General features: G+C 69.9%; 16 protein-coding genes and 1 pseudogene. 11 read left to right on the forward strand and 6 right to left on the reverse strand.

Translation table 11 applies throughout. From position 1 onward, the window contains the following. Nucleotides 1-283: 283 nt before the first annotated feature. Nucleotides 284-760 (forward strand): hypothetical protein, encoded by a 477-nt coding sequence (locus WMF39_RS05440; protein ID WP_437744482.1) that lies wholly within the window; start codon nucleotides 284-286, stop codon nucleotides 758-760. Nucleotides 761-769: 9 nt separating this feature from the next. Here WMF39_RS05440 and WMF39_RS05445 read toward each other — a convergent pair whose 3' ends face one another. Both WMF39_RS05445 and WMF39_RS05450 read right to left on the reverse strand, forming a co-directional pair. Beyond that, complete coding sequence (locus WMF39_RS05445; protein ID WP_437744483.1) at nucleotides 770-1087, reverse strand: DUF1330 domain-containing protein; 318 nt, start codon at nucleotides 1085-1087, stop codon at nucleotides 770-772. Continuing rightward, on the reverse strand, nucleotides 1077-1808 hold the full coding sequence (locus WMF39_RS05450) for an SDR family NAD(P)-dependent oxidoreductase (protein ID WP_437298067.1): 732 nt from the start codon (nucleotides 1806-1808) through the stop codon (nucleotides 1077-1079). Before WMF39_RS05450 ends, WMF39_RS05445 begins: the two co-directional genes overlap by 11 nt. 109 nt (nucleotides 1809-1917) lie before the next feature. Between WMF39_RS05450 and WMF39_RS05455 the strand changes: the two genes are divergently transcribed. Next, entirely contained in the window at nucleotides 1918-2853 is a 936-nt protein-coding gene (locus WMF39_RS05455) for a LysR family transcriptional regulator (RefSeq protein ID WP_437744484.1), read from the forward strand. Between the two features lie 94 nt (nucleotides 2854-2947). On the opposite strand, the gene WMF39_RS05460 is transcribed toward WMF39_RS05455, so the two are convergent. Further along, nucleotides 2948-3856, reverse strand: coding sequence for a LysR family transcriptional regulator (locus tag WMF39_RS05460; RefSeq protein ID WP_437744485.1), 909 nt, complete (start codon nucleotides 3854-3856; stop codon nucleotides 2948-2950). Between the two features lie 167 nt (nucleotides 3857-4023). Between WMF39_RS05460 and WMF39_RS05465 the strand changes: the two genes are divergently transcribed. The 4 genes from WMF39_RS05465 to WMF39_RS05480 all read left to right on the forward strand — a co-directional run bounded on the left by WMF39_RS05465 (nucleotide 4024) and on the right by WMF39_RS05480 (nucleotide 9009). Next, on the forward strand, nucleotides 4024-4842 hold the full coding sequence (locus WMF39_RS05465; RefSeq protein ID WP_437747945.1) for an inositol monophosphatase family protein: 819 nt from the start codon (nucleotides 4024-4026) through the stop codon (nucleotides 4840-4842). A gap of 28 nt (nucleotides 4843-4870) precedes the next feature. Next, nucleotides 4871-5509 (forward strand): NADPH-dependent F420 reductase, encoded by a 639-nt coding sequence (locus tag WMF39_RS05470; RefSeq protein WP_437744486.1) that lies wholly within the window; start codon nucleotides 4871-4873, stop codon nucleotides 5507-5509. A gap of 366 nt (nucleotides 5510-5875) precedes the next feature. Then, entirely contained in the window at nucleotides 5876-7600 is a 1725-nt protein-coding gene (locus WMF39_RS05475) for a DUF1592 domain-containing protein (protein ID WP_437744487.1), read from the forward strand. A gap of 59 nt (nucleotides 7601-7659) precedes the next feature. Then, nucleotides 7660-9009, forward strand: coding sequence for a DUF1552 domain-containing protein (locus WMF39_RS05480; RefSeq protein ID WP_437747946.1), 1350 nt, complete (start codon nucleotides 7660-7662; stop codon nucleotides 9007-9009). Here WMF39_RS05480 and WMF39_RS05485 read toward each other — a convergent pair. Together WMF39_RS05485 and WMF39_RS05490 are read right to left on the reverse strand one after the other, a co-directional pair. After that, nucleotides 8990-12316 carry a hypothetical protein gene (locus WMF39_RS05485; protein ID WP_437744488.1) on the reverse strand — a complete coding sequence of 1109 codons (3327 nt, stop codon included), beginning with the start codon at nucleotides 12314-12316 and terminating at the stop codon, nucleotides 8990-8992. The two genes, WMF39_RS05480 and WMF39_RS05485, sit on opposite strands and share 20 nt — an antisense overlap. 276 nt (nucleotides 12317-12592) lie before the next feature. Further along, a complete protein-coding gene (locus WMF39_RS05490) occupies nucleotides 12593-15037 on the reverse strand; it encodes an alpha-glucuronidase family glycosyl hydrolase (RefSeq protein WP_437744489.1) in 2445 nt (814 codons plus the stop codon). Nucleotides 15038-15404: 367 nt separating this feature from the next. On the opposite strand from WMF39_RS05490, the gene WMF39_RS05495 reads away from it, so the two are divergent. The 4 genes and pseudogenes from WMF39_RS05495 to WMF39_RS05510 all read left to right on the forward strand — a co-directional run bounded on the left by WMF39_RS05495 (nucleotide 15405) and on the right by WMF39_RS05510 (nucleotide 21549). Further along, nucleotides 15405-16178 carry a class I SAM-dependent methyltransferase gene (locus WMF39_RS05495; protein WP_437744490.1) on the forward strand — a complete coding sequence of 258 codons (774 nt, stop codon included), beginning with the start codon at nucleotides 15405-15407 and terminating at the stop codon, nucleotides 16176-16178. Between the two features lie 575 nt (nucleotides 16179-16753). Further along, nucleotides 16754-16978 (forward strand): annotated as a pseudogene (locus tag WMF39_RS05500) (cellulose binding domain-containing protein); the annotation flags it as partial. 366 nt (nucleotides 16979-17344) lie between these two features. Further along, the gene (locus WMF39_RS05505; RefSeq protein WP_437747947.1) at nucleotides 17345-18436 is read left to right on the forward strand and encodes a glucuronyl esterase domain-containing protein; all 1092 of its coding nucleotides are present in this window, start codon (nucleotides 17345-17347) and stop codon (nucleotides 18434-18436) included. A 437-nt stretch (nucleotides 18437-18873) separates the two neighbouring features. Beyond that, nucleotides 18874-21549, forward strand: a complete 2676-nt coding sequence (locus WMF39_RS05510) for a hypothetical protein (protein ID WP_437744491.1) — start codon at nucleotides 18874-18876, stop codon at nucleotides 21547-21549. Nucleotides 21550-21583: 34 nt separating this feature from the next. On the opposite strand, the gene WMF39_RS05515 is transcribed toward WMF39_RS05510, so the two are convergent. Beyond that, nucleotides 21584-21901, reverse strand: coding sequence for a hypothetical protein (locus WMF39_RS05515; protein ID WP_437744492.1), 318 nt, complete (start codon nucleotides 21899-21901; stop codon nucleotides 21584-21586). A 534-nt stretch (nucleotides 21902-22435) separates the two neighbouring features. Between WMF39_RS05515 and WMF39_RS05520 the strand changes: the two genes are divergently transcribed. Next, nucleotides 22436-24688, forward strand: a complete 2253-nt coding sequence (locus tag WMF39_RS05520) for a heparinase II/III domain-containing protein (protein WP_437744493.1) — start codon at nucleotides 22436-22438, stop codon at nucleotides 24686-24688. The last annotated feature ends 5 nt before the right edge of the window (nucleotides 24689-24693 follow it).

Raw genomic sequence — 24693 nt, forward strand, 5'->3', positions numbered from 1 at the left:
TAGGCATGATAGGAACATGGCGTCCGCGAGGTCAATCCTGCGCACGGCGCCCCGCCCCCCCGGTGGTGCCGCGAGCCACCACCGGACATGGAGGCGCGTCCCTCCATCCCGCGTTCCTCGCGCCGCGCCCGTCCCAGGATCTCGGCTGAATTAGCCGCCCCCGCGCGACCCGCTCGCGTCGTGGGCCCTGGTACGCCTCATGCCAGTGTCCGCCTGCTCTCCGCACGTAGGAAGCCTCCCGCGAGGCTCGCTGCAACGACGCTGCAACGACCAAGGAGATACGATGCTGCCCACGAACACGACCCGCAAGACCCGCTCCCTCGTCATGTCCCTCACGATGGCCGCCGGCCTGGCCGTCACCGCGTTCTCGTCCCCTGCGGCGGCCGGGCCGCTGCCGACGCTCTCCGGATGGGGCGTGCGCGGCCATGCCAGCTTCATGGGCTCGGTGAGCCAGCAGGCCGACGGCTCGCTCAGGGGGCATTTCACGATCATCATCCACAATCCCGGCGAAGACCCCGTCACCTGCCGCTACCTGCGCTTCCGTCCCCATACCGTGAGCGGCGGAAGCTGGAGCTTCGATGGCCATGGCACGTGCTGGACCTCGGGCGGCGCGTTCGCTGCGGCGAACCGCTTCACCTTCTCTGACCTGGGCAGCCCAGGCGCGGGCGTCGACGCCGTCGACGTGAACTACTACGGCGCGGTCGGCGTCTCGATCCCCGGCGGCTTCTTCGATGACGGCGATATCGTCTACACGCCTTGAGGAGGCAGCTCACCCCGCCGTCGCTTCGAGCTCGCCGAGGATGAAGGTCGCCGCGACCGCCGGCTCGAAGAGCTCGGCGCGCACGGCGCGGTACTGCGGGTCGGCGAAGAACCGCTCCCGCGCCGCGCGGTCGGGGAACAGCAGGGTGAAGACGCGGTTGATCCGCTCATCCCCCTTCAGCACGCGCGACACGACGAAATCGTGGCCGAACGCGCCGCCGTAGGACAACAGGATCGGCATCATGCTGGCGCGGTAGCGGGCGTAGGACGCCTCGTCCGCCAGCTGGAGCCCCACCAGGAGCACGTGCTGCCGGCCCTCAGCGCCCATGGGAGTAGCCTCCATCCACGTCGAGCGTCGTGCCTGTCACGAAGCCGGCCCTGGCCAGGAACAGCGCCGCTTCCGTCGTGTCCCGCACCTCGCCGACGCGCTGCAGCGGGTGGATCGAGGCCAGCGAATCGGCGCCTTCGCCGATGAGCGGCGTGCGGATGATGCCGGGCGCCAGCGTGTTCACGCGGATGTTGTGGGCGGCGAGCTCGGCGGCCAGCGACACGGTGAGCGCGTGGACGCCGCCTTTGCTGGCCATGGCGGCCGAGGCCGGCATCCGCGCCATGGCCTGCTGGACGAGCACCGTGCCGATATTGATGATCGAGCCCCCGCCGCCCTCGATCATCAGCGGCACCGCCGCCTGCGTCATCAGGAACGTCCCCTTCACGTTGGTGGTGAAGAACCGCTCCAGGTCCTCCTCCGTGCTCTCGAGGAACGGCTTCACGCCGAAGATCCCGGCGTTGTTGATCAGCACGTCGACGCCGCCGAAGCGCTCGCGCGCGGCCGCGGCGACGGCCCGCGCCGTGGCCCGATCCCCCACGTGGCCCGGCACGGCGACGACGCGCGCCCCGCCGTCGAGGCTCCGCCGCGCCTGCTCGAGCTTCTCCGGGTCGCGGCCGTTCATGACGACGCTCGATCCCTCGGCCAGGAAGCTCCTGGCGAGGTCGAGGCCGATACCGCTGCTGGCGCCTGTGATGATGACGCGATCGATCCTGGTGGACATGGAGTGTCGTTCCTTTCGCGTCGACAACCTACGGCCGCCCCTCGAACCGAGAAAGTGGTATGTTTCTATCAACACCATAACCCGAGGTTCTGATCCCGCGGGCCCCGCCATGACCTACGATCAGCTCGTCGCCTTCCTCGCCGTCGCGGGCGAGGGCACGTTCAGCGCCGCGTCCGCGCGGCTGCACAAGTCCCAGCCGGCCGTGAGCAAGCTGGTGCGCAACCTCGAGCGAGAGCTGGGGATCGAGCTGTTCGATCGCCGGGAGTACCGCGCCACGCTCACCGACGCCGGCCGCCTGTTCCACGAGCGCGCCGCGGCCGTCATCGAGGGCACCGAGGCGCTGCGCAGCTTCGGCATGCGCCTCTCGGGGAAGGCGGAGCCGATCGTGCGGCTCGCCGTCGACGCGGTGACGCCGCTCGGCCCCATCATGGACATCTTCCGGGGGCTCCAGGCGCGTCATCCCCTGGTGCGCATCGAGCTCGGCACCGAGCGGCTGGCGGGCACCGCCGACGCGCTGCGCGAGGACCGCGCCGATCTCGCCGTCGCCACGAAGCTCGGGATCGACGGCTCAGCGGTGGAGACGGCGCGCTTCTGCGACGTGCGGGTGATCCCGGTGGCGCGCTTCGATCACCCCCTGGCGACCTGCGGCGCGCCGATCCCGCCGGCGCTGCTGCGGGCGCACGCGCAGATCGTCCTGCGCGACAGCGCGAGGGCGAGCGCCTCGCCGTCCCTGAACGTGCTGGAGGGCGGCCTGCGCTGGACGGTCACCGACGTCGCGGCGAAGAAGGACGTCATCCTCGCGGGCATGGGCTGGGGCGGGCTGCCCGAGCACGTGGCCGCCGGCGCGCTGGCGGCGGGCGAGCTCGTGGCGCTGCAGGTCCCCGAGTTCGTGGCCGACATCATGGAGCTGTTCGTGATCCGCCGCCGCGATCGCCCGCACGGCGTCGTCGCGCAGGCGCTCTGGGAGGCGCTCGGGCGCTGCGGCCACGGCGCCGGGGCGCCCGCGGCGGCCGGGAAGGCCCCGCGCCGCCGGAGGAGGGGTTGAGGGCCGCGCCGGCCGGACCTCCGGCGGAGCGCGCTCGCCAGGCCGGTCGACGTCATGTCCGCGAGCGCCGGCCGACCGGCGCGCTGCTGCTGGGTCACGCCTCTCCACGGCAGATCGCTCGGAGGATCTCGCGCGTGTGTCCGCGCAGCCATGCGTGCGCCTTGTCGCCCTCGCAGCGCTGGTGCCACAGCTGAACGATCCTGAGCTCCGGCGCGTCGAGCGGCAGCGGGCGGGTGCTGAGGCCCAGCGCCCGCACGATGGGACCGCAGACGCGCGCCGGCAGCGCGACGACGAGATCGCTCTCGTGGGCGAAATGGATGGCCGCCGCGCACGTGGGAGCCGCCGCGACGACGCGCCGCCGCAGCCCCAGGGCCTCGAGCGCCTCGTCGATCGGATCGCGCAGGCGGCCACGGCGTGAGACGATGACGTGGAGCGCCTCGGCGTAGCGCCTGGCGGTGAGCCGGCCGCGCGCGAGCGGGTGGGCCCGGCGGAGGGCGACGACGACGCGATCTTCGCCGACCAGCTCCCCGCGGATCTCGGGGAGCGCGGGCTCCGTCGAGCCGATCTCGAGATCCACGCGCCCGTGGCGCAGGTCGTCCGTGTCTCCCGCGGGCTCGGCCAGGAGCCGGACCTTCGCGAGAGGCGCCTGCTCCTGCACCGCTCGCAAGAGCCGCGTGCCGAGCGCCGTCGTCAGGGCGTCGTGGCAGCGGACGGTGAAGGTCCGCTCGAGCCTCGCCAGGTCGAGCTCCCGCTCGGGCGCGAACACCGCGTGCGCTCGCTGGACGATGGCCTGGACCTCCTGTCGCAAGGCCAGCGCGCGGGGCGTGAGCGCCATCGTCCGGCCGGCGCGCACAAGGATCGGGTCCCCCGTGGCGTCCCGGATGCGCCCCAGCGTTCGGCTCATCGCGGGCTGGGACAGGCGCAAGCGGGCCGCCGCGGCGCTGACGCTCCTCTCCTCGAGCAACGCGTCCAGCGCCGGCAACAGGTTCAGGTCCACATGCATGGCGGTAATTCTTCCTCATATCAACTATGCATTGGACGGTATGAGTCGTCCAGGGTTTATTCCTCCGCGCGGTGGTTCAGCGGTTCACGAGCACGCGCGAGGCGCTCGTCCGAGGAGGATTCATGTCGATTCATTCCGATCATTCCGAGCAGATGAACAACGATGTGATGTGGCGAGACCGGAGCCCGGGCCGCGCGGAGGGCGAGCCCCTGCTGCCCGTGGTCGTCGCGGCGCTCTCCGCGGCGGGCGAGCGGCTCGTCGGTCGCTTCTCGACAGAGCCGCGCCCGAGGAGCCGAGAGGACATCTTCGCCGCGCTCGGCGCCAACGATGCGGTCTCCCTCGAGGCGCTCCGCGAGCCCTTGTCGCGCGCTCGCCCGGAGGCCCGGTGGGTCGAGGACGAGCTCGAGTGCGGGCCCCTCCCGCCGGGGGAGTGGTGGGTCACCGACACCGTCGAGGGGAACATCAACCATGTTCACGGGATGGCGGACTGGTGCGTCACGGCGACCCTCGTCCGCGACAACGAGCCGGTCCTGACGGCGGTGCACCTGCCCCTGACCGGCGACACGTACACCGCCCGGAAGGGCGCCGGCGCGTACCTCGGGACCAGGAGGATCCGAGCGTCGGCGAAGACGGCGCTCGGCGCTGCCTACGTCGGGACCGGCCAGGCGAAGCCGGGTGAGGACGACGAGACGTACCGGCGGATTGGCATGTCCGTCACCGCGATGCTCGGAAGCGCGCTCGTCCTGCGCGTCTCGGTCCCGGCCACCCTCCAGCTCGTTCAGGTCGCGGCCGGCCGGATGGACGTCTTCTGGCAGTACAGCCAGATCCGCTCCGGGCTCGTCGCGGGGGCGCTGCTCGTCGCGGAGGCCGGGGGCACGGTCACGGACACACGCGGGGAGCGCTGGACCCTCGCCAGCGAGGACTTCCTGGCTGCAGCGCCCGGGCTCCACGCCGGCGCGGCCTTCGTCCTGTCGACCGTCCGATGAGAGGAGGAGGCTGAACATGGATCGACTCATGGGAAACATTGGAATCCTCGGTTCGGGCCGTGTCGCCACGGTCCTCGCCAACAAGCTCGCGGGCGCCGGGCACGCCGTCACGATCGGCGCCAGGGACCCGGCGCAAGCGGCGCTGAAATGGTCGGGAGCGCGCGTCGAGCTCAGGGATCACGCGGAGACCGCGCGCCTGGCCGCGATCGTCATCAACGCCACCCCCGGGGACACGAGCGTGGAGCGGCTCGGCGCCCTGCGCGACGCGCTGAAGGGAAAGATCCTCGTCGACATCTCCAACGCGACGCTGCGCGGCCGCGACGGCCTCCCCGGCAGCCTGCTTTACCCGAACGGCAGCGTCGCCGAGCGCCTGCAGGCTGCGCTGCCCGAGACGGCCGTGGTCAAGACGCTGAACACCATGCTGTTCACCGTCATGGCCGATCCCACGAGCCTGCGCGCCGCCCCGACCGCGTTCCTCTCCGGCAACGACGAGGGCGCGAAGGCGGTCGTCGGGCGGTTGCTCGGTGATCTGGGCTGGCCGGCCGACTGGATCGAAGATCTCGGAGACATCGAGACCGCGCGCGGCCCCGAGGCGGTCGCCTTGCTCGTCCCCTCCGTGCTGCGAAGGCGAGGGCTCGCGCCCTTCGCCGTCGCGCTCGCCCGGTAGACGCGACGGCGCGCATCGCGGATCTGGAGCCCAATCCATCTCCGTGACCGGGGCTTTGCGAAAGTACCCATCCGGTCCTGCGCGAACGCCCATCGCGAGAAAATTGCAGCCAACGAGAAGCGCCTTGTTCGTGTGATTTTCGCTGCTGAACGGAACGAACGGAACGTGGGCGCGCCGGGGGGCAACACGTCCTGAAAAATCAAATCATGTCGCCGTCACTGGAATCACGGGGCCGCCGGGACGGTCCCGACGGCTCCTGTGCGGTCGAAGGGGAGGGATCCGCTCTCAATTTCCTGGCGATTGAAGAGCGCTTGTTGTCTAATCGCGGGACTTCAGCGCTCCCAGCGCTGGTGAGGAGCGACAACGATGTCCAGACCCTCGCGTCACCAGCCTGCGCGTCGTCGCGGAGGCGCTCGGTGGGCCGCGCCGATCGCGCTGGTCCTCGCCGGCGGCTGTACGGGATCCGTGGGTGAGCCGGGCGCCGGCTCCGGCTCCGGCTCGAGCTCCGGCTCCGGCAAACCTGGTACCGACGATCCGATCGGTGTTTGCCAGGACGACACGGTGTACCCCGGGCGAGCGCCGCTCCGGCGGTTGACGCGCTTCGAATACAACAACACGGTTCGCGACCTCCTGGGGGACACGACGGAGCCCGCCTTCTCGCTGCCGAGCGAGGATATCGGGAACGGCTTCGGCAACGACGCGGACACGCTGTCTGTCTCGAGCCTGCTCGCCGAGCAGCTGGGCACCATCGCGGAGGGCATCGCCCAGCGCGCGACAGCGACGCCGGAGGCGCTCGCGAGGCTCGCTCCCTGCGCGGGCGACGTGACGGCGGCGAGCGAGGAAGCGTGCGCGCGCACGATCGTCGAGGACCTCGCGGCGCGCGCCTATCGCCGGCCGCTCCAGGCCGGCGAGGCGGACGAGCTCCTCGCGCTGTACAGCGTCGGGCGAGAGGACGCGACGTTCGCCGCCGGCATCGCGATGGTGATCGAGGCGGTGCTCCAGTCGCCCGATTTCCTCTACCGCGTCGAGTGGGGCGCGCCCGATCCCGCGCGCCCGGCGCTCCGCCGGCCGACGGGCGACGAGATGGCGACGCGGCTCTCGTACCTGTTCTGGGGCACGATGCCCGACGAGCAGCTGCGCTCGGCCGCGCGGGCGGGGGAGCTCGCGACGAAGGAAGGCGTGCGCTCGCACGCCGAGCGCATGCTTGACGACCCTCGGGCCCGGCCCGTCGTGCGGTTCTTCTTCGACAGCCTGCTCCCCATCAGCAGCCTCGCGGATCTCGAGCGGGACGCGGAGGCCTTCCCGAAGTTCTCTCGCACCATCGGCTCGCTGATGCGCGAGGAGACGCAGCGGTTCCTCGAGCAGGAGATCTTCGAGGAGGCCGGCACCTGGCCGTCCATCTTGACCGCCCCGTACACGTACATGAACGGCCCGCTCGCGGCGTTCTACGGCGTCTCCGGCGTGACGGGCGACGCGTTCCAGCGCGTGGAGCTCGATACGACCCAGCGCCTCGGGCTCCTCACCCAGGCGGGGGTGATGGCCGGGACGACGCACTCGAACATGACGAACCCCGTGGTCCGCGGTTCCTTCGTGGTCCAGAAGCTGATGTGCCACGTGATCCCGCTCCCCACGGGCGACATCCTGGAGAAGGTGAAGCCGCCGGACCCGTACACCGGCAAGACGGCGCGGGAGCGCTTCAGTCAGCACAGCGAGGACAAGGTCTGCGCGACGTGCCACCAGTTCATGGATCCGGTCGGCTTCTCGTTCGAGAACTACGACGCCGTCGGGCTGTTCCGCACGACCGAGAACGACGTCGCGATCGACGCGAGCGGCTCGGTGCCGGGCACGGAGGGGACGGTGAGCGGGCCGATCGAGCTGGTGCGCAAGCTCGCCGAGACCGAGGACGTGCAGAGCTGCTTCGCGACGCACTGGATCGAATACGCCTACGGCCTCACCCTGCGCGCCGAGGACAAGTGCACCCGAGAGGCCGTCACGGCCGCCTTCAAGACGTCCGGATACAACGTGAAACAGCTCCTCATCGAGCTCACGCAGACGGACGCCTTCCACACCATGGCTCCCCGGGAGGAGTGACGGCTATGTCGACGTTTCGCTCGACGTTTCGCTCGACGTTTCGCTTGAACCGGCGTGCCTTGCTGCGAGGTGCTGGCGGCATCGCCATCGCGCTCCCGTGGCTGGAGATCATGGGCACCGAGCCCACGGCGCGCGCGCAAGCCGCCCCCGCGAAGCGCTTCCTCGCCGTCTACACGCCCGGCGGGACCGTGATGGACCGCTGGCGGCCGACGGGCTCCGAGACGAGCTTCACGCTGAGCCCCATCCTGGCGCCGCTCGCGCCGGTGCAGAGCCGGCTGCTCGTCGTCGACGGCCTCGACATGAAGAGCGGGCTCGGCGAGCAGCACCAGGCGGGGATCATCGCCTGGCTCACGGGTACGCCGCAGGACGGCGCCGCGGGCCGCGCCTACGGGAGCGGGCCGTCGATCGATCAGGTGATCGCCTCCCGGATCTCCGGGGGGCAAAAGGCGAAGGCGAGCCTCGAGATCGCGGTGCGCTGGGCGACGGGAAAGTCCCACGGCCTGCTGTCTCCGATGAACATCGCGAATTTCGAGAACGACGCGCCCTACAGCCCGATCCCGCCGCGCATCGATCCGGTGGAGATCTTCACCGATCTCTTCGGCACGCTGAACCCCGGCGCCGACAACGACGCCGCCCGTCGCCTCGCGCGGAAGCAGTCGATCCTCGACTTCCTCGACCGGCGCTACTCTGCCCTTTCCTCGCGGCTCGGCGCGGCTGACAGGCAGAAGATCGATCAGCACCTGACGAAGATCCGCGAGATCGAGGAGAGCCTCAGCAAGGCGCCGACCGCGGCGGGCGCCTGCCAGGCGCCGGCGAAGGTCGACACGTCCGACTACAACCCGCGCACGGGGCGCAACTCCGCCGACAACGGCTCGATCAAGGACACGTCGACCGACGCGGCGATCCCCAAGGTCGGCAAGCTCATGACGGACATGCTGGTGATGGCGCTCGCCTGCGACATCACCGCGGTCGGCACCCTTCAGTGGAGCGACACCGAGGCGAAGCACACCTTCCCCTGGCTGAACCTGAGCGAGCACCACCATTACTACCAGCACGACGGCGGCTTCAGGGCGGCGGAGTGCGAGCTCATCTGCAACTGGTATTCGAAGCAACACCTCTATCTCCTGCAGGAGATGGAGAAGGTCGACATGGGCGGACACTCGCTGCTCGACGAGAGCGTCGTCTTCTTCGGCTCCGAGATCTCGGATCCGCCGAGCCACAAGAAGACGAACATGCCGTTCCTCCTGGCCGGCGGCGGCGGAGGCCTGCGTACGGGGCGCTGGCTCCGGTACAAGAACCTCCCGCACAACAACCTGCTCGTGTCGATCTTGAACCTGTTCGGCGACACCCGGACCACGTTCGGCACCCCGGAGCATTGCACCGGGCCGCTCACGAACCTGACGTCATAGCGCCACTCCTGGCGCCGCGGCGTCGCGCGACGAGGGCGATGCCGAACAGGGCGACCGTGAGCCCGAGGTACGCTGCCCTGCTGCCGGCGCCGTGAAAGCTGCATTGTGCGTCGTCGCCGGTGTCGTCGGTCCCATCCATTCTGCTGCTGCCGGCGGCAGCGCTGGAGGTGCCGCCGCCCGCGCCGTTCCCTGCTCGGCCGCCCGCGCCCGGCTCCGCACCGCCGCTCCCGCCCGCGCCCGGCTCCGCACCGCCATTTCCGCCCGCGCCCGGCCCCACAGTGCCGCTTCCGTCCGTACCGAGCCCTGCGCCGCCGCTTCCACCCGCGCCGCCGCCTGCGCCGGGCCCGGGTGAGGGCTCCCAGCTGAGCAGCCGCGAGACGACGCGCCGCGTGCGCGCAGCAGGGCCGAGCTTGTCATAGCTCAGGAGGAACCGGCCATCCTCGCCGCGGGCCAGCATCGGCGCATTGCACGCGTCATCCACGAGCAGCGCCTCCATGCCCGGCGTTCCATCGGGGGCCACGGCGCGGATCCGGAGCCGGTGCGTCTCCGCCTCTTCCCACACCACCTGGTAGCTCGCGCCGTCCCAGGCCACGGCCGCCGCATGACCAGCGCTCGTCGGCGAGATCAGGAATGCTTCGCCCCTCCAGCCGCCCGTGCCGTAGATTCGACCGTGCACCGGCCCATCACCGCCCTCCGGCCAGCTACCTCCGGACTCCGGCCAGACAACGAGCGTGTCCGTGCCGTCCGTCGCCCCGGCGATGGCGGCCGATGCGCTCGACAGCAGGAAGCCCTCCCCGACGTCTCCCGTGCGGCTCACGGGGACGAGATGCAGGCCGGCCTTCAAATAGGCCACCAGGTAGTCCTGCCCGGCGCGGAGCGGCATCGCGTGCGACTCCGCCCCGACCGAGGGCACGATGGGGAACACCGGGCCAGCGCTCCCCGAAGCGCCGAGCAGGCGGCCCGACGCTGTATACACGAAGGGCTCCTCCGCGGTCCTCTCCACGAAGGTCACCAGATAACCGTCGCCGTTGCCCGCGACCGACGGCGTCGCCGACAGGTGGAGCGACGAGACGGCGACGCTCTCCCCGAGCGCGCCGTCGCCCGACACCCGCCGCAGGTGATCCCCGCCGGCGCCGAGCGCGCTCCAGGTGAGCACCGACGCGCCGCCGCCGTTCGAGGCCAGATCGATCGCGAAGGCGCTGCTCGCGAGCTCGATCCCGACCGGATCGACGACCTCGCCGGCCGCGCTCACGCGCACCGCGCGCGCGGTCGTCCGCTCCCCTTCCGGGTCCGGCTCGTCGGTCCAGGCGACGAGGTAGCTCTCGCCGGTCCAGGCCACGCGCGGGGCGCCCTGCCTGTTCGGCAGGGGGCTGAGCCCGAGTCGGCCCGCGGCCAGCGCGAGATCCGGGCCGATCAGGCTGCCCTCGATGCCCTGGCCGTGGAACGCGAGCAGGAAGCGCGAACCGTTCCACACGAGCGCGTTCCGATCCGAATCCCGGACGGAGCGAGGCGACCCGTCCGCGAGCCTCACGTCGTCGGTCCCCTGCACGACGCCCTCGGCCGAGACGCGGGCCCCGTACATCGCGCGACCGTCCCGCTCGTCGGCCCAGGCCACGAGATAGCTGCTGCCGTCGAACGCCGCGGCGGGGGCCCCGGCGCCCGGGCTCGGCCGCGAGATCGGGAAGTCCCTTGCCGCGATCGTGCCGTCTGCGCGCAGCACCGCGCCCCGGATCGTGCTCGTGGGATCGTCCCGTACCCACGTGGCCAGGAAGCTCGTCCCGCCGGACGCGAGCGCGGCCAGCCGCGCGTTGCCCGGGTCCTCCGAGATCTGAACGCCAAAGGCGTCGAGCGCCGTCCCATCGCTGGCCACCCGCGCCGCACGGATGGCCCGCGCGCCGCCGCCGGCGACGTCCTCGTCCCAGGCCACGACGGAGACGTCCGCCCCGGCGCCGACCGCCGGCCGCGACGCGCGGCCGCTCGTGGACAGGGCGCGCTCGGCGCCGGGAACGGCGCTGCCGCTCGGGTCGACGAGCGTCGCGCGGACGTCGTCGGCCCCATCGTCGGCGAGGCTGAGCCAGGCGGTCACGAAGCGCTCCCCGTTCCACTCGACCGAGGGATACACGCCCTCGGCCGACGTCGAGATCGCGAAGCTCGCCGGCCCTTCGAGCGTGCCGTCGGGTCGCATCACGCGGCCGCGGATGGTGATCCGGGCGTCGTCGCCGTACTGGCTCCAGGTGACGAGGTAGCGGCCTCCGCCGTACGCCACGCTGGGCAGGTACTGACCGGCGGACTCCTCGCCCAGATCCAGCCAGTCGAGATCGAGCACGTCCCCGCGCGCGCCGACGCGGACCGCGCGGATGCGCGACAGATCCTCGAAGACGACGACGTAGCTCGTCCCGTCGGTCGCGATCTCCGGATCGAACCCTACGTCTTGCTGGACGGGCACGGGCGGCTCCGTCCCGATCTCCGGGCCCACCTCCGGATCGAGCAGCGCCGGATAGCCGCTCTCCTCGACGACCGAGGCGGGCACGCGCAGCTCGATGTGGCCGTCCGCCCAGCGGGCGGGCACCGGAACGCGGCGGCCCGACGCGTCGATCCACGTGCCGTGGCCGTACACGAACCGCTGCCCCGGCGCGGCGCCGAGGACGAGGCCGCGGGCGTCGCTCGCGACCGAGGGCGCGGCGTCCGCGGCGCCGAGCCGGGCGCTCACGCGCACGACGAGATCGCCGCGCCCCCCGGGCCGCTCGGGGAACCGGAACGCCTGCTCGGCGTTCGCCTCGTGGTTCTTCCACAGCTCGCTGCAGGTCTCGAACGCGCGCTCCGCGCCGCCGTCCGCCGCCATGCGCACGCGGCCCTCGCCGTTCACGCACTCGTGGCCGGCGCGGGCGATCGATCGCGTCGTCAGCGTGAGCGCGCTCCCTGGCTGGAGCTCGCCGGGCGCGCCCTCGAGGAGAGGCCCGCGGAGCGCGCGGCGGCGCGCCGTCAGCTCGGCGGCGGTGCGCGCCCCGGCGAGCGCCTGGAGCTGCCTCGCTCGCCCCCTGCGTGCCGCCCTCGCCGAGGGCTTCGCGCGGATCCGCGCCGCGCCGCCCTCGACGTCGATCCGGTGGGCGGCGCCCTCGGCGGAGAGCCCTTGTCGCGTGGATCGAAAGCTCGCCCGCGCCCTGCTCACGATCCGCCCGAGCTCGACCGGCGCGGCGCCGCTCGGCCGGAGCGCGCGCTCCGCGGGGCGCTCGGCAGGACCGGTCCCCGCCGCCTGCGGTCCAGGCGCGCTGCACGCCGAGGCGCACCCCGCCATCAACAGCAACAATGCTCGACTCGAAGCCAGCGTCACGACGCACCTCCTGACGGCCTTGCAGCCGACGCGCACCACGCCGTTCTCTGATGGATGAGCCAGCGGGACGGTAACAGCGTGTGTGCGTTCACGTCGATCGCGGACCACGACGAGGTCATGCGACGACTCCGGTGTTGTGACCTGGCTAGATCGCCGAGTCAGCAAGACCCGGAGGATGCTGTGCGCTTGACGGGGGCAGGGGCGTGAAGATCGCCAGCAGGCCGCGGGCCAGACCGAGCTGGCCCGCCGCTCTCACTGGAGGATGGCCGGGGACGGATTCCCCGTATAGACCTGCGAGCAGCGGGGCTTCTTCGGGTCGGACGGGCAGCGGAGCCCCTGGTAGAAGCTCAGCGTGTTCGCCAGGGGGGCATAGCCGCTCGGGACCTGGAGCTTCGACACCGAGCCGAAGTAGGCGAGGCACGCGTCGCGCCACCAGCGCGCCTCGTAGTGCTGGATCTCAAGGAAGTCGCTCACGTCACCGAAGCGCTTGCCATCGATACGGCCCTCGACGGACTTCCATGTCTCTCGCATGACCCCCACCTCATCGACGCCCTGGCTGTAACGATGGACGAGCTCCTCCCAGACCGTCCTCCCCGACTTCAGCTTGTCTTGCCAGCCGACGCGGTGGAAGAAGAGCACGAGATCGTCCGGGACCGTGTCCCGGCTCCCAAACGTCTGTCCCACCTGCGCGGCGTACTGGGCAACAGCGTTGCTGCCCGCCGAGGTGCGGTTGAAGCCGATGCTGTTCGCGTCCGCCTTGTGATAGTAGACCGGGTTCCACTCGGCGCGGCTCAGGCTGTTCAGCCACGGCCCCGGCCCGTAGTGATGGTCGTTGCCCATGATGTGGACAAGGCCGAGGGGCGTCATGTAGTCGACCAGCGCCTCGCGTGACTCCATCATGATCTGAACGACCGGCTCGACGACGACGGGGTCGTTCGAGAAGGTCTGCCGGACCCACTCCTCTGCGATGGCCTCCGAGGAGAGGTCCGGGTTCCACGCCAGGCGCCCGAACACGTACCAGTTCGCCTGATTCATCTGCGATCCAGTCCAGTTCGTGTCGTCACCGACGTTGGCGACGCCCGAGATCGCGGTGGTCGTATACTTGTGGAGGGTGCCGTCGATGACCCGCGCCACGGTCGAGCCCTCGCCGCCCGCGTAGGTGTCCGCCTTGAGGACCTCCTCGTAGAGCGGGCCGAGGTAGGCGAGGTGCGTGTCCTCGCCGAGGTACTCCTTCGTGATCTGGAGCTCGAGGGCGAGGGGCGTCTTCGGCATGGCCCCGAACAGCGGATGGAACGGCTCCCGGGGCTGGAAATCGAGCGGGCCGTTCTTGGCCTGCACGAGGACGTTGCTCTTGAATTTGCCGTCCAGAGGCTTGAACTCCTCGTAGGCCTGCTTGATGCGGTCCGGGGGGCTGGTGTCGGAGTAGACGAAGGCGCGCCATATCACGATGCCGTCATGCGGCGCGAGGGCGTCGGCGAGCATGTTGGCGCCGTCGGCGTGGGTCCGCCCGTAGTCTTGCGGCCCTGGCTGCCCCTCGGAGTTCGCCTTCACAAGGAAACCACCGAAGTCGGGGATCTGCTGGTAGATCTCGTTGACCTTGTTCGTCCACCATTGCTTGACGCTGGCGTTGGTCGGATCGGCCGTGCTCAGGTTGCCGATCTCGACCGGCGCGCTGAATCGCGCCGTGAGGTAGACCTTGATGCCATAAGGGCGGAAGACGTCGGCGAGCGCCTTGACCTTCGTGAGGTACGATGGCGTCAGGACCTGCGCGTTGGCGTTCACGTTGGTCAGCACCGTCCCGTTGATGCCGATGGAGGCGTTGGCCCTCGCGTAGTCCTTGTAACGGGGAGAGAGCGTGCCGGGCAGCGCGCTCCAGTCCCAGATGGATCGGCCCGCGTAGCCGCGCTCCACGCTGCGATCGAGGTTGTCCCAGTGGTTCAGGATGCGATGGCCGATCTTCGGAGAGCCGGTGAGCGACAGCCTGTCGAGGGCGCTGTGGCTCTGGACGTGCCGGAGGAGCGCGAAGGTGCCATAGAGCACGCCGACCTCGGTGTTGCCTGCCACGGCGATCACCGGCTGGCCTCCGACGTCGGCGGCCTCGACGAGGTAGCCCTCGGGGCCCAGGGCGCCGAGGCGCGCTGCGAGCGGCAGGCCCTTGATGACGTCCGCTGTGGCCGTCCCGATCACCACGGCGCCCGGTCCGTCGACGGCCGCGCCGGTCCCGACGGTTCCGCCCGTCAAGCCGCTCAGCCCTTTGACGAGCTCGGCCTCGGCGATGTCGAGGCTCGCGCCGGTCCCCGATTTGACCACGCGCTTGAAGGCCGCCTGGTACTCCGCGAGGCGCCCCGGAATCGGCACCTTCGGGTACCTGAGCCAGAGGTCTGCGCCCGTCTCGTCCGGCAGGGCGCCCGGCGCGGGGTACTCCTCGTCGGAGCCCGACATGCCGCCCGTGCTCCCGGTCGATCCTGTCGTGTCCACGCCGCCCTGGCCGACCGATGCGCCGCCGCCTGTGCCGCTGTTCGCGCCGCTGCTCGCGCCTCCGCCCGTGCCGGTGGCCCCGCTGGGGCTCCCCGCCGCGCTGGAGCCGCCGCTGCCGGTCACCTCGTTCGGCTCATCGGTGCCGCTCGAGGAGCAAGCGCCCGCGAGCGCCGCGCTCAAGAGCCCGACGACGAGGAGCGGCACCCTCAGGATCTTCATCGAATGAGGCCGTCTGGTGGGCGGTCGACCCGCGCGACGTGGCATCTTGTTTTCCGAAGGAGGCGCCATCTGAATCAGCCTTTCCATGGAGGGGGCTTGGGAAAGAGAGTGAACAAACCGATTCGCGGATCTCGAGGGTGAATCTCGACGCCCGTCAAGGGCTAAACGCGCCGTGCAAGACTGCAACGCACCGCGGCTCCGCCATGCCTTGCTCACCTCGTCAGAGGTCGCTTCTCGTGCCGTCGTGCGCGAAGTGTTCAGCGCTCCTGCATTTCTGGCGGGGTCCGAGCAAAAAACGTCAGGAATGCGGACTGAAGCTGCCAATCACCGTGATCGAGGCGCCTTCCACTGGGAATGGTGAGCAGCCGTGGTTCCGCCCGAACTTCGGCTCGAGCTTCGGCAACCGGGTGACGTCCTTGCCGTTCGATCATCAGAGCGACGGGGCGCGCGCGCCGCCGCCGAGGCCGACGCGTGCGGGGTGGCGGCGCGCACGTCGTACCTCGAGGGCCTCGCCGAGGCCCTCCCGCTGCCCGACGCGAGCGTCGACCTCGCCACGTGCCAGACGGTCCTGATGCACGTCGCCGACCCGCTGCGGGTGCTGCGCGAGATGCGCCGTGTCCTGCGCCCCGGCGGCCTTTTGCTGGCGGTCGAGCCGAACAACTTCGCCGAGAAGGCCACCGCCCTGGTCACCGCGCCCGGCCTGTCGCGCGCCGACCGGCTCTCGCTGCTCGAGCTCGAGGCAACCTGCCAGGACGGCAAGCGCGCGCTGGGACAGGGGGACAGCTCCGTGGGCGAGCGACTGCCAGGGCTCTTCCGCGAGGCAGGGCTCGGCGATCTCCACGTGTGCCAGTCGGACAAGTGCGCCGCGCTGATCCCGCCGTACGAGACGCCCGCGGAGCGCGCGGAGCTGCGCCAGATGCTGGCGTGGATCGACGGCGGCATCTGGCTCGGAACGGGCGGCACCCGCGACCAGGCCCACGCCTGGTATCTGGCCGGCGGCGGCGATCCGGCGCAGTTCGAGCGGCTGTGGGCGATCGCCATGCAGGAGGCCCGCGCGTGGAAGCAGGCCGCGCTCGCGCGCACGCACGGCGGCGCGCACGGGGTGACGTTCTACCTGGTGTCGGGGCGCAAGCCGGCGTGACGCCCGGCCTCGGAACGGCGTAACTCGACGCTGGCGCGCGCCCAGGCAGCCTGAGCGGCAACAGCATGGTCCGGCCCGGTGTGCGGGGGACGTGAACCATGTCGTCTCTGGGCGCCGCTGTCATCACATCGCCGGACTCAGCGTTCGAGAGAGAGCGCTGCCCGGAGCGCTCGCTCCTTGCAGCTGCGCTTCATGGTTGCTCTTGCTTTCTCAGGGTGTCCCGCCCCATCGCGGGGTATCCGCATGTGAGTAGCTGTCCGACGAACACCGTGGTTGCCAGGCATGGGGTCGGCAAGGTTCGCGAGGTGTTCATGATCAGGTGCACGCTGGCCGGGAATATTGAGCTCTACCAATTGAACGAGGGTTCGCAGGCGTCTCGCTGGTGCACGTATCCACCTTGAGCAGAAGCCCGCGACTCAGACGTTCTGATCATGGAGAACCTTATGCGTACCACTCGCTTGCTTGGCTGCATCTCCGCTTCGTTCGCGCTCGGTCTGTTTGCGTGCGCCGTGGAGCCGATCGAGGAAGAGGACCTCGACACGCTGGACGGCGCCCTGGACAGCGCTGACGGCTCGATGTCGGCGGATATCGCGATTCAGTCGGACTGGGGGAACGGCTACTGCGCGAACGTGAGGGTGACGAACAAGTCCCGCTCCCCGGCCACCACCGGCTGGAACGTGGGCGTCCGGCTCAACGGCTCGACGCTGGCCAATGCGTGGAACGTGACCTCCGTATCCTCGAACGGGCAGTTCACCGCCACGAACGTGACCCACAACGCAGCGATCAAGGAGAAAGGTTGGGTGGAGTGGGGGTTCTGCGCAAACGGCAGCGGGCGGCCCGCGGTCGCGTCGGTCACCGGCAGCGGAGGCACGATCGTCGGCACGGGCGCGTCCTCCTCGTCGAGCAGCAGCGCGAGCTCGTCATCGAGCAGCAGCTCGTCGTCGAGCAGCAGCTCGTCGTCGAGCAGCAGCAGCACGGGGGCGGGCGGGGCAGGCGGCTCGGGCGGTGCGGGCGGCTCCGGTGCGGGCGGCTCCGGCGGCTCCGGCGGGTCGGGCGGCTCCGGCGGGTCGGGCGGCTCCGGCGGGTCGGGCGGGAGCACGGGCGCGGTCGAAGACAGCGGCGCGAGCTGCCCCAAGCCGACGTTGCCCGCCGCCTCGTCTCTCCCGGTGTTCGACACGCATCACGATCCGTTCCTGAGCTTGAGCGGTTCACGCATCACGAAGAAGTCGGAGTGGGCGTGCCGGCGCGCGGAGATCAAGTCGCAGGTCGAGACGTATGAGTCCGGATCGAAGCCGGTGGTGTCCAAGGACAATGTCACGGGGCAGTTCTCGGCGAACAGGCTGACGGTCAACGTCAACGATGCAGGGAAGAGCGCCTCCTTCTCCATCAACATCAGCCGGCCTTCCGGCGCGCCTGCTGGTCCGATCCCGCTCGTCATCGGCATCGGCGGTTCGAATCTGGACAACAGCGTGTTCACCCAGAACGGTGTCGCGATGGCGACCTTCGACAACAACGCGATGGGCGCGCAGAACGGCGGCGGCTCGCGCGGGACGGGCACGTTCTACAACCTCTACGGCAGCAACCACTCGGCCAGCTCGATGATCGCGTGGGCCTGGGGCGTGAGCCGGATCATCGACGCGCTGGAGAAGACCCCGGGGGCCAACATCGACCCGAAGCGCATCGCGGTGACGGGTTGCTCGCGCAACGGCAAGGGCGCGCTCACGGCCGGCGCGTTCGACGAGCGCATCGTGCTGACGATCCCCCAGGAGTCGGGCGCCGGCGGCTCGGCGAGCTGGCGCGTCTCGCAGGCGGGCGCCAACGCCGGGGAGAACGTGCAGACCCTGTCCAGCGCGGCCAGCGAGCAGCCGTGGTTCCGCGCGAACTTCGGCTCGACCTTCGGCAACCGGGTGACGTCCTTGCCCTTCGACCATCACATGGTCATGGGGCTCGTCGCGCCGCGCGCGCTGCTCGTCATCGACAACAGGATCGACTGGCTCGGCATCAACAGCACCTTCACGGCGGGGTCCATCGCCCAGCAGATCTGGAAGGGGCTCGGGGTGCCGGACAAGATGGGTTACTGGCAGACCGCCGCCCATGCCCACTGCGCGTTCCCGTCCTCGCAGAGGGCGGCCCTCGATGCGTACGTGAAGAAGTTCCTCGTCGGCGGCGGCACCGCGGACACCAACCTGCTCAAGGGCGACGGGGCGACGGCCGATCTGAACAGGTGGATGAAGTGGACGGCGCCGACCCTCCAGTAGCCGCTCGGGGCGACGGGGCGCCTCGCAAGGGGCGCCCCGACCGGCACCCGCCCCGGCGGCGGTGATCGCATGCGGAGCGGCGCTCGAGCTTTCGAAGCTCGCTCCGCGAACCGGGCAGCCTTCCACGGCGCACGCGGTTCGTGCATACCCCTGCAAAACCAAGTTCACTTCGATAGCGTAGCGGCACGCTTCGCTTGCCTCGACCGGTGAGCCCCTGATCGGAGCGGCTCGCGACCGGCGTCTGTACACGCACTTCAATTTTCTTGTGGCGCGCTGGATGCGTGGACACGCTGGACGGACGATTTTGGTCCAATCCCTCCCGTCCTTGTGATCCAATCGGAGATCCCGCCGCGGGCGGCGCAGCCTGCGCGGTCCCCCTGCGCCCGACCGCGCCTGCCCATGGCCGAGATGCGTCTCGGGGCCGTTACCAGAACGCCATGAAGAAGGTGTCTCAGATGCGAACGCACGGTAAAAACAGAACAGCGCTGCATGGGGTGCTCGTGATGGGAGGCGCGCTGCTCGGCGTGCTCGAGAGCGGCTCGACCGCGATGGCGCAAGCCGAGGGCTACTTCACGAGCTGGCAGGCGTTCGAGCCGACCAACCCCGAGATTGTCCAGAACGGGGGCGACATCGCCGCGGTGGGGTGGGCAGAGCGGGGCGACTACGACGACGTGATCATCAGCAACACCCTGGCCGGGGTCCCTACGGGGCTCGAGACCAGGGGGTGGGGCCTGGCGACGCTGGACCCTGCGCTCGATTGGATCAGCAGCAACGGCTATGCGCTCGATTACCTGTTGATGGACATCGAGGGGGACACCCAGGCGCACTACGATCTGCTCCTGGACAACGTCGACCGCGTTCGAACCGACCCAGACGCGGATATCTCGGAGGCCTATGTGGGCAACTATGGCTACTACCCTGGGATGAGCGTCGATACGTCCGGCGCGTGGCCCTGGAATGTCGGTGAGCAGTTCAAGATTGATCGAGAGAATATCTACACTACGTCAGGCATCAATGTCGCGATGCCCGTGGCGTACAACTCGAGCCAATCGGCGTTGCATGTCGCCTCCTCGATCAATGGCGTGCCTTATGTCGGCGGAACGGCGCCCACCCAGATCTCCGCGATCTTCTGGCAGGGGCTCGAGACGGTGAGCGTGGCGGCGCGCCACCTTCCTGCTGGTGATTTGTTGATTCCCTATATCGCGGACTTCGTCAACAAACCCAACTATGGTGTGCCTCAGTCGCAGGTCCTCCTGCCGACGGACAACGTCGCGCAAATCCAGCATTACCGGCTCCGCGGGGCTGACGGGTTCAGGACGTGGGAGGTCAACGTCAACCAGACGGGGGCGACCACCTACTACATCCAGACGTATGGCAACGTCGTCACCGCGACGCTCGCGTTCACTGCCGACATGGCTGACGCGTGGCAGGCGCTGGACGGCGTGTTCGCGCGGGACGGCGAGCTGCGCACCCTCAACCTGGCGACCAACAAGAACGCCGGCATCGAGTGGTCCGGTGTTCAGAGAGGGGGCCGCGTCGATGTGCTGGTGAGCAACATGAACACCACCACGCAGCACGCCGACTGGTCTCATGTGGCGGCGTTGCCCTCCCGGTCGCCGGACGTCGCTTACCACGACCACGTGCGCCTTCAGTATGAGGCCTGCACCATGGATCGCGAGGACTACGAGCAGCACGTCTTTGGCAACGCGATGAACAACCAAGGCGCGAACAGCTGGTCGGGGGCGAACCCGGACAAGTTCGCGATCGGCTCGCCGCCGGGAAGCGGGAATGACTCCGAGCAGAGCATCGTCTCCACGGGCGGCTACAACGGCAAGGTAGCCTGGTCCGCGTTCGATGGTCCGAGCTTCAACAGCACGGACAAGGTCGTCTACTCGGGTCTCATCTACAATGCCATCTCAGGCGTCGCGTTCGAGCCGATCAACGTGGCCGGCGGGAGCCCGACGGGCTACGCCCTCCCTGCCTACCAGGGGCCGACCGTTTCCATGGCCTGGGGGGCGCTGCGTCTTCGTTCTGGCTATGACGGCGGAGATGTCTATCAAGCCGTCAACATCCCCGCCACGATGGGCAAATGGCTGGAGGTGAAGATGGTCGTCAACCCCACTGTGGGCACCGGTCTTGGCTCGCTGTACGTCCGCAATGTGACGGACGGGCAGAAGGACTTCACGCGCGTCGTCTTCGACAATATCAATACGACCGGCGTGACCGAGCGGGTGCTGGTTGTCCCGCTGCTCATGGGCGTGAACAAGAACCCCTCCAATTTCAACGGGTTCATCGTGGCGGCCTACGGCGACAGCAACGCCGTGGATGACCTCTCGATGGGGTACTACGTGCCGCAGCTGAATGATAATTTCGACCATTATCAGTCCGGCGTCGCCATGGATAGTCAAGTCGTTCCGCAGCTGGTGTGGAAGGGGCCGGCCTCCGGCGGGCCAGGGCAGCTCACGGCTTCTGCGCCGTACGGTACGGGCAACACCTCGACGCTCGCGGTTCGTCCGACGGGCTCGAACGCGGCCAGCGCCTGGTGGGAGACCGAGCTGACCGACCACGACGCGAGCGACCTGACGGTCTATTCCGGCCAGCTGTACGGCACCACAGGTGTCTACTTTGCTCCTGTCAACACGGTCGCCAGCGCGAGCAACGGCCTCACCCCGAACAACTACGTCGGGTTCCTTGTGCAGTTCGAGCAGGGGCAGCTGCGCCTCCGGGGGTCGCGGGACAGCGGCGAGCTGTACAAGGCGACCAACTTCGCGCCGGCTTCGGGCAAGTGGTACGAACTTCAGGTGCAGGTCGACCCGAGCCGCGACATCGACGGCGTCGCGGGCGGTGACTTCGGCGCTGCGCGTGTCTGGGTGAAGAACCTGACGGACAACACCGCTCCGGTCCTCGTCGATTTTGACAAGATGTCCACGACCGGCGTCGTGGAGTCATTGCTGGAGGTGCCGCTGTTCTTGAACGCGACGACCCGGAACCCGTCCAAGTGGAACGGGTGGGAGGTCGGCGGTATCAACTCGAGTGTTCAGGTGGATAACCTGCGTTCGGCGTTGTACCCGTATCTCGATTTCGTTGGTCGAAACCAGTATATCGCCGATTGAGGGCCCGTCAGGGCGGCCCGGAGCGCCGTGAGCCCTAGGCGCTCGCGCGGGCCCCTCCCTGGCCCGGGCGCCCTCCGCTCAGCCGCTGTCCGAGGAGGTGCTTCGCGCGCTCCGCGAGCCGCAGCTCCTCCTGCCGGACCTCGCTGAAGAAGGAGGCGAGCTCTTGATCCCCCTCCTTCTTCGCATCCTGGATGTACTGTGAGTGGGTCTCCGCGCCCTTGAGCACATGGTAGAGCACGCTGACCAGGTTGTAGTCCTTGTCGGGGACCACGCTGCTCTCGCTGCGGCCCTCCTGTAGGCCAGCGCCCTGCTGCCCCTGTGCGCCCATTCCCTGCTTCTGCTCGGTCGCCATATCAAACCTCCTCGACTCCCCCTACCGGGGCCGGGCAATGCAAGCGGGAGACCGCGCAGCGGGGAGCCCCTGTGTGGAGGGTTCTGCGCGAGCGGCGCGGTCACTCCACCCCGCCCGTCGCGTTCTGCTACAGCGGGCAGACGCTCGCGCAGGATCGCACCACCCTGGGCGAGCGCGGCCCCTCACGCGGAGAAGGCCGCGGGCGCGCTCGACGCAGCCCGCGCCAGGCCATCGCAACAGGCACGGCTCAGCTCGCAGGACACGCTCCCCGGGGCGCCTGCCAGGCTGATCCTGGCGGGCTCACAGAAGGCTCCTCCTCTCCCGCATTCCCCTCGCGACCGCGCGTCGCCAGCGTTGTTCTCTCCGCTCTGGTCGGATCTTCCGGCGTGTCGGCGGCTGCCGAGACTGCCCATCGTGGACATGTGGTGATCGCCCCCACGGCAGCGAGAACTCGGGCGGCCCCAGGCCGGGACGAGCTGATACGCTGCGCCTCACGCACCAGCTCGTCCCTCTGAGCCCTCGCCCCATCCGTCCATGAAATCACTGTCTCGCGGCTTTCCTCTCCCTCTTCACTCTCTCGCTCCGGCGCTCGCGTGCGTCGCGCTCGCGGCCGCGGCGTGCGGCACGGACGCCACCGGGCCGAGCGAGCCGCGGGACACCGGCGTTCATCCGCGGCTCCTCGCGCGCCCGGAGCACCGCGACCTCCTGCGCTCGCGCGTCGATCGCGAGCCCTACGCCTCGATCCTCGCCACCCTGAAGCGCCGCGCCGACCGCCCCTACGAGGAAGAGCCCGACCCCGCTTCATGGGACCACAAGACGAACGGCAACAACGCCTCGACCGCGCAGGCGAATGCCCTCCTCGCCTGGGCCTTCGAGGACCGGGCGGCGGCCGACAAGGCGCGCGAGTTCCTGCGCCGCCTGGAGACCCGCTGGGACACGAACACGGTCCTCGACATGAACATCCGGATGGCGAAGATCCTCATGGGGTACACGAACACGTGGGACCTCCTGAGCGCCACGCCGTGGTTCCCCGACGAGGAGTCCGCCCAGGCCGAGAGCAAGATCACCGACATCACCGGTCAGTTCTTCGCCAAGTACCTCGAGCAGGATTTCTATCGAGATCTCCTGCTGCGCCCCGCGCAGAACAACCACCCGATCCGGACCGCCGACGCGCTCGGTTATGTGGCGCTCGCGTTCCCCGAGCACCCGGCCGCCGCGACCTGGTGGAGCTGGTCGATCTCGGAGCTCGATTACCTCTGGGGCCCGGACGGCCAGTACGTGCAGCCCGACGGCGGGGCGTCCGAGGGCCCGTATTACTCCGGCTTCGCCTGGGGCCCCACGGCGGCGTTCTTCATCGCCCTCGACAACGCGCTCGAGGGCGAGGTGGCCTTCACCCGCGACTGCCGTACCCGCTCCGACGAGGACCCGTGGGCCGGACATGGCTGCGTCGACGGCGAGCAGGGCGCGCTCAAGGTCCCGCTGCGCGGCGGGCTCTTCACGAAGGCCGTCGACTGGTCGCTCTCGCTGCGCCTCCCCTGGGGCAGCCGGCCCCCCGTCGACGACGGGGTCTTCACCCCGTTCAACGGGAGCCCGCTGCTCACGTCCTTCGGCGGAAGCGGGGAGTACCTGTGGGACTGGGAGCAGAACCGCGACCCCCAGGCCATGGAGTTCGGCGCCGACCTCATCGCCCATCACCTGCTCTACGTCGACGACGCAGTGGCCCCAGAGGCGCCGCGCTTCCTCACGCGCTTCTTCCCCGACACCGGCCACGCGGTGTTCCGATCGGACTGGGGCGACGACGCGCGCTGGCTCCTGCTCCTCGCGGAGCACGGCTCGGCGCGCAAGGCGATCCACGACCACGTGGACGGCACGTCGTTCTCCCTCGCGGCCTACGGAGAGTACCTGTTGATCGACGCCGGCTACTACAAGCCCGATTCGCTCGACAACGCCAAGACCAGCCAGTCGCCGTCGCACAACGTGGTCCTCATCGACGGCCGATCCGCGCCCGACAAGGGGCTCTTCAACGATTTCGGCGACGCGGACGCCTTCCTCCGGAACACCCACGACGGCGACGCCGTCGACTACGCGGAGGCGCACCAGGACTACCAGGACACGCACGTCGAGCGATCCGTGGCCTTCATCGACGGCCGCTACTTCGTGGTCGGCGACCGCCTCTCGACGTCGCACCCGGCGGCCCGCGCTCACGCGTGGCGGCTGCACGGCTACGCGGGGCTCACGTCCGGAGGCACCTTCGAGCTCCTCCCCGACGGCGGCCGATGGGAGAGGGCGCGGGCGGGCGTCGAGGCGCGCGTGCAGTCGACGTCGCCGGGGCTCGCCGTCGTGGAGCCGCCGTACACGCCGCTCACCGCGCCCCACGTCCACGAGTTCGAGGAGGACCGCGAGGCCGCCGACCACGCCGTCATCGACGCAGCCGTGCAGGCCGAGGCGCCGGGGTTCCTGGCGGTGCTCCTGCCCTACAAGGTCGGCGTGGACGCGGGTCCCGACGCGCCGCTCCAGGCGGCGCCGATCGCGGCGGAGCCCGGCGTCGTCGCGTGGCAGATCGAGAGCGAAGGAGGGACCGACGTCGCGGTGCTGCGGAGCAAGGGAGCCCCGGAGGCGCTGGCGCTGCCTGGGGGGCAGGTCCTCGAGACCGACGCGGAGCTCGTCGTGCTGCGGATCGAGGGCGACCGGCCGTTCGCGCTGATGGCGAGGGGGACCAGGGTGCTCCTGGACGGGAGCCCCCTCGTCACCGCGCCCGACGCCACCGGCCTCGCCGTGGAGGAGTGAGATGC

The organism is Sorangium sp. So ce1504, from assembly GCF_051521635.1.
Classification (GTDB): Bacteria; Myxococcota_A; Polyangia; order Polyangiales; family Polyangiaceae; genus Sorangium; species Sorangium cellulosum_B.